This is a genomic window from Candidatus Hydrothermales bacterium (genome assembly GCA_039630235.1).
GTDB lineage: Bacteria > Hydrothermota > Hydrothermia > Hydrothermales > JAJRUZ01 > JBCNVI01.
In genome coordinates, this window is record JBCNVI010000016.1 from 1 (window position 1) to 5,333 (window position 5,333).

7 protein-coding genes are annotated in these 5,333 nt (G+C 31.6%); all 7 read right to left on the bottom strand.

Annotation, left to right across the window (positions count from 1 at the left end):
• Nucleotides 1-478, bottom strand: a 478-nt coding sequence (locus ABDH49_08960; protein ID MEN3047080.1) for a hypothetical protein, incomplete at its 3' end; no start/stop codon positions are given.
• Nucleotides 465-1,367, bottom strand: coding sequence for a site-specific tyrosine recombinase XerD (gene xerD / locus ABDH49_08965; GenBank protein ID MEN3047081.1), 903 nt, complete (start codon nucleotides 1,365-1,367; stop codon nucleotides 465-467). The genes ABDH49_08960 and xerD, both read right to left, overlap by 14 nt.
• A complete protein-coding gene (gene ispH / locus ABDH49_08970) occupies nucleotides 1,357-2,286 on the bottom strand; it encodes a 4-hydroxy-3-methylbut-2-enyl diphosphate reductase (GenBank protein MEN3047082.1) in 930 nt (309 codons plus the stop codon). The genes xerD and ispH overlap by 11 nt, the downstream gene beginning before the upstream one ends.
• 29 nt (nucleotides 2,287-2,315) lie before the next feature.
• The gene (locus ABDH49_08975) at nucleotides 2,316-3,527 is read right to left on the bottom strand and encodes a hypothetical protein (GenBank protein MEN3047083.1); all 1,212 of its coding nucleotides are present in this window, start codon (nucleotides 3,525-3,527) and stop codon (nucleotides 2,316-2,318) included.
• On the bottom strand, nucleotides 3,527-4,849 hold the full coding sequence (locus tag ABDH49_08980) for a hypothetical protein (GenBank protein MEN3047084.1): 1,323 nt from the start codon (nucleotides 4,847-4,849) through the stop codon (nucleotides 3,527-3,529). Before ABDH49_08980 ends, ABDH49_08975 begins: the two co-directional genes overlap by 1 nt.
• A gap of 1 nt (nucleotide 4,850) precedes the next feature.
• Entirely contained in the window at nucleotides 4,851-5,027 is a 177-nt protein-coding gene (locus tag ABDH49_08985) for a winged helix-turn-helix domain-containing protein (GenBank protein MEN3047085.1), read from the bottom strand.
• Between the two features lie 24 nt (nucleotides 5,028-5,051).
• Nucleotides 5,052-5,225, bottom strand: coding sequence for an HTH domain-containing protein (locus ABDH49_08990; protein MEN3047086.1), 174 nt, complete (start codon nucleotides 5,223-5,225; stop codon nucleotides 5,052-5,054).
• Nucleotides 5,226-5,333 lie beyond the last annotated feature (108 nt).

Sequence of the window (5,333 nt, forward strand, 5' to 3'; positions counted from 1 at the left end):
CTTTTTTTAGGGCTTTTATTTTTTTATTTTCTATATCATCTTTTCCGTTAAATGGATCAATTAGTTTTATTTCAGGAAAAAGACAAAGAGCAATTGAATTTATTGTAAAATCTCTTCTTTTTAAATCTTCTTCAATCGAGTTTACTTTTTCAATCGTAGGTAAATCCCCTGGATTTAAATAGTTTTCTTTTCTTGCCACTGCAAAATCAATCTCAAAATCTTCAAACTCAAACTCATACGTATTAAAGGGATAACTTTTATAATTTTTCCCCCAAATTTTTGATAACCTATTAACAATTTGAAAGGGATCATCAAGTAAAACGAAGTCAAAATCCTCTATTTTTTCTTTACCTAAAATAAGATCTCTTACAGCTCCACCAACAAGATAAATCTCTCTCCCCAGTTCTCTTGTTACTTTATAAACATCTTCTATAAATCTATTTTTCAGTATTTTATCAACAATATTATCGATATTCACCCTTTCCTCTTGGGTGATATTTTTCGATTACCTCATGTAGATGAGTTTTTGTAACGTGGGTGTACACCTGTGTTGTAGAAATTGAAGAGTGTCCTAAAATCATTTTCAACGTTTTTAAGTCACAACCGTTTAATAACATATGAGTAGCAAAGGTATGTCTTATAATGTGAGGGTGTAAATTATCAATTCCCGCTATTTTTGAATATTTTTTTAAAATCTTCCAAAATCCGACCCTTGTTAGTTTTTCCCCATTTTTATTGAGAAATAAAAAGTCTGAGCTTTTATTCTTTAAAATTTTTTTTCTCTCTTTTTCAATATATTCATTCAAATAAAATAGAGAAATTTTATTTAGGGGAACAATTCTATCCTTTTCTCCTTTTCCTCTTATTCTTACCAATTCTTCTTTGAAGTTAATATCATTTAATTTAAGTGAAAGAGCCTCACTTACTCTCATTCCTGTGGCATAAAGCAGTTCAATTAGAGCTCTGTCTCTTAATCCCAAAAATTTATTTATATCAATTGAGTTTATTAATCTGTCAATCTCCTTATAAGTTAAAAAGAAAGGGAGTCTCTGGGGTTTTTTGGGAAGTTCAATTAGGAGTGAAACATCTTTCTTAAAGTTTTCTCTTTCTATAAGAAATTTAAAGAAACTCCTTAGAGTGGACAAAATTCTTATAATAGTACTATCAGAATAGTTTCTCCTTTTTAACTCTGCGGCAAATAATGTAATATGAAAGTTTTCTATTTCAAAAAGATCTAAGTTATTTGAATCTATATATTCAAAAAACTTGTTAAGATCATCCTCGTAGCTTTCTTTTGTGTTAACAGAGTATCCCCTTTCAAGTAAAAGGTAGTCAAAGAATTTACTTTTTAGCTCTTTAAACTCCAAGTTCTGGAGGTAGGCTAAATTTAATGTCTTCTTCTACTCCCTTTATCTCTATTACTTCTTCGGCTCCATGTTTTTTTAGCTCTTCTATAATCTCTTGGACTAGATACTCGGGAGTAGAGGCCCCGGAAGTTATTCCAACGGTACTAATTTTCTTTAACTTTTTAAAGGGGATTTCACTTTTATCGTTTATAAGATAAGCCTTAGTCCCATTTTTCTCTGCTATTTCCTTTAATCTATTGGAGTTAGAACTCTTTTTTGAACCAACAATAAGAAAGAGATCGACAAAGGGAGCTATTTTCTTTACCATGTCCTGTCTATTTTGGGTTGCATAACATATATCTTCTGCCTTTGGTTTTACCGCATTTTTAAATTTCCTTTGTATTTCAGCTATTAACTCTCTTGTATCGTCCACTGAAAGTGTTGTTTGTGTTAAAATCGCAATTTTTTCAAATTTTTTACCCTCTATTTTTTTAAGATCTTCTATTTTTTCTATAATTATTATATTTTCAGGTGCTTCTCCCATGGTACCTTCAACTTCAACATGATTTTTGTGTCCTATAAGGAGGATAAGGTAGTTATGTTTAGCAAAGTACCTTGCTTCAAGATGGACCTTTGTAACAAGAGGGCATGTGGCGTCTATGATTTTTAAATTTCTCTTTAAAGCCTCCTCTCTTACCTTTGGTGATACTCCGTGGGCTGAAAAAACTACTATACTCCCCTCTGGAATTTCACTTATATCTTCAACAAAAATTGCCCCCTTTTTTTCAAACTCTTTTACAACTTTTTCGTTGTGAACTATTGCGTGTCTTACATAAACAGGTGGACCGAATTTTTTTAAAGCTAAATCAAGTATTTCTATTGCTCTTTCAACTCCAGCACAAAAACCACGCGGCTTTGCAATGTATATCTTAAACGGCACTAAGTTAACCCTTTAACCTAAACCTTCTTTTAAAGCGTATTATTAATTGTTATAAAAATCCCTAAAATTACCATAACTATAAGCCATATTATCATGAGAGAAATAACTATTTTCCCCCAATTATATACTTTTTCGGTTGGGCTGTATATACCCTTTGTTTTGCCTGCCCTATAAGGTACATAAATCAGAAATGAAATAACAACAAGACCCATAATAAAGGTTAAAAGGAAAAGAAGAAGGCTTCCGATGTCAAGGTTTACCTTATAGTTAAAAATGGAGTAATCAAATTGAGAAAGATAAGCTGTTCTTAAGGATTCTCTTGAATAACTCATGAAGAATAAAGTAAGTAAAGACAAAATAGTAATAACTTTTAAATCAACTTTCTTTTCCCTTAAGTTTTTATATAAGAAGAAGGCAAGAATTAAAGATAGAAGCACTCCAACTATAAGTAAGGGATTTAAGTAAAAGTTAAACTTAGCTGGAATTTCAAGGAGGAACCATAATCCAATTAGGATCTGTAATATAATAAAGTAAAAGGAAAGTTTAGCTCCCTTTGTGTATACAAAGTCAATGTATTTTTTGTCAATATCTTCTCTATCTTTGTAATATTCAGAGTAAAGCATAAGGAAAATACCTAAATTTAAAAAAGAGGGAATTATAAAGTGAAGGAATCTTGATATTTGGAAATGTTTAAGTTGAGTACCAGAGGTATTAACTGGTTCAGATGAGGTAAATATTTCCATCCATTTTTCCGGAATAAGGGATAGATAGCTTATCGCGTGCATTACAAATCCAGAAAATAAAAATAGCACAAAAGATATAATAGTCAGAACCTTAAACAAGTTTTCATTCTTCTCTTTTTTAAAGTAAGAGATGTAGATTAGAGTATAGCCAAGCATCATAGCAAATATAAATAGGACAACATAAAGACCTAATAAGACACTGGCTGTATAAAAGAAGGCGTCATATATTACTTGTACAAATAAAAGTGGGGCAATTCCAAAAAGTATAGACATGGAAATAAAAAAGGGTGTAGCCCTTATTAAGGTACTAGAAAGCTTTTTGCTATATTCATCTTTTTTAAAGGATAGAAATAAGCTCATAAGAACAGATCCAAGTGTTAAATTAACAAAAAGGATGTGAATAACGAAGGTCAAGACCATAAGAAACTGAAATAGAAAGGGGAAACTGGGTATGCCTAGCGGGTCAACAAGATTTTTAATGATGTTTTTAATCTCCATTATTTACCTCCTTTTAGAGAAATCAAATAAGTTGCTAAAGCTTTCTTTTCCATTTCATTCCCTAAAAAAGGAGGCATATATACGTACATTTCACCCATTAAATCAAGAAACTCCATTGCTGCTTCAACACTATCAAAGCCCATTTTTTCAACATGGTGCTTTAGTGGTCTAACTCCACTTTCTTCTAAAGAGTGGCAAGATGAACATTGTATGATGGCAAGAAGTTTACCTGCTTTCAGAATGTTATCTTCATTAATATTTCTTAATTCAGGAGGAGTAAAGGCAAATATTTCAAGAATACCTCTTCCTTCAGATACTTTTGTTACATCACTTATTACGCCTTTAGCCTTATGATCCTGTGATATAATTCCGTTTGAATATACATAATCTGGTATCACATATGGTTTTCTTAAAATCTCTCTTACTCTTTCTCCTGCAAATATTCCAAGGAAGATAATAATGATCATTAAAAGTGAAGGGACAGTCTTTGTTAAAAAGTTTGTAAAAAGATTCAATATGAAATAAACAAGTACTAGAATAATTGGTAGAATGAAGCCGATTTTAAGTCCGGGAGTTACAAGAAGATTATAGATTTCTTTAGAATGTGAAGGTATTGAATTTAAGTATATAAACAAAGCTGGGAAGAATAGAACAAGGCTTAGGGCGCCGAGAATAGATGCTTTTCTTATTACTTCTTTCTTTGCACTTTCGTTTTTTACGAAGTTAGAGATAAAAATAGCATATAGAGCTGTTATGGAGAACATAAATATAGTTCTTAAGATTAAGTGAGGGAAGTAGTTTCTATTGAAAAATCCATAGAAGAAGGATCCGTTTTCTATCCACTTACCGGTAGAGATCATAAAGGAGAGAATTCCCACTATTATTACCATAGTTGTCCAGGCTCCTATGGCGAAAATTAGGCCAATAATAAGGTGTGTTTTTCTATCGACTTTGTCAAAGGTGAAGTAGTACGTAAATACTCCGAGAACTTCTATGATAAAGAAAACCCACTCTGTTGCCCATCCCCAAACGTAATTATGGATTAAACTTGAGATTGCCCTTGGAGACGAAGCCATTGTAGAAAACCAAATTCCAACACCAGAAAGAGAACCAAAAACATAAGAGAAAACAAGCAAAAGTAATGTGAATTTTTTAACAAACTCAAGTAGTTCTTCTCTTTTTTCTTTATAGGCTTTCCACTCAATATAAACATTAAACCACATAGCCGAGGTAACAAGATGAGAAGGGAGAATATGAAGTACCGCCAAGATCGCTATTATCCACCCAGAAGTAATATAGGGAAAATAAAAAATTGGATACATTTTAAACCTCCTTTATAGAATAATAGCACCTTTTTGGTGATTCGACTTTACCATCTTTCTTAAGCTTCTGCAATATTTTTGAAACTTCTTTTGAGTCAGCTCCTATTTTCTCAGCAATTTCAGAGGGTCTAAGTGGTTTTCCCTCTTTTTTTAACAAATCTAAAATTTTTTCCTCCATTTTTGTCCTCCTTTTTAGAGCCTATTATTCCTTTACAGTGTAATAGCCTCTTTTTGGTGATTCAACTTTTTCTTCTTTTTTTAGTTTTCTTAGTGCTTTTGAAACTTCCTTTGAGTCAACGCATAATTTTTCAGCGATCTCAGATGTTTTTAGTGGTTTTCCCTCTTTTTTTAACAAATCTAAAATTTTTTCCTCCATTTTTGTCCTCCTTTTTAGAGCCTATTATTCTTTTACAGTGTAATAGCCTCTTTTTGGTGATTCAACTTTTTCTTCTTTTTTTAGTTTTCTTAGTGCTTTTGAAACTTC

Excerpts from the sequence above, each read along its gene's own strand:
- ABDH49_08975 (MEN3047083.1), bottom strand. The coding sequence starts at position 3,527 with ATGGAGATTAAAAACATCATTAAAAATCTTGTTGACCCGCTAGGCATA.
- ABDH49_08980 (MEN3047084.1), bottom strand. The coding sequence starts at position 4,849 with ATGTATCCAATTTTTTATTTTCCCTATATTACTTCTGGGTGGATAATA.
- ABDH49_08985 (MEN3047085.1), bottom strand. The coding sequence starts at position 5,027 with ATGGAGGAAAAAATTTTAGATTTGTTAAAAAAAGAGGGAAAACCACTT.
- ABDH49_08990 (MEN3047086.1), bottom strand. The coding sequence starts at position 5,225 with ATGGAGGAAAAAATTTTAGATTTGTTAAAAAAAGAGGGAAAACCACTA.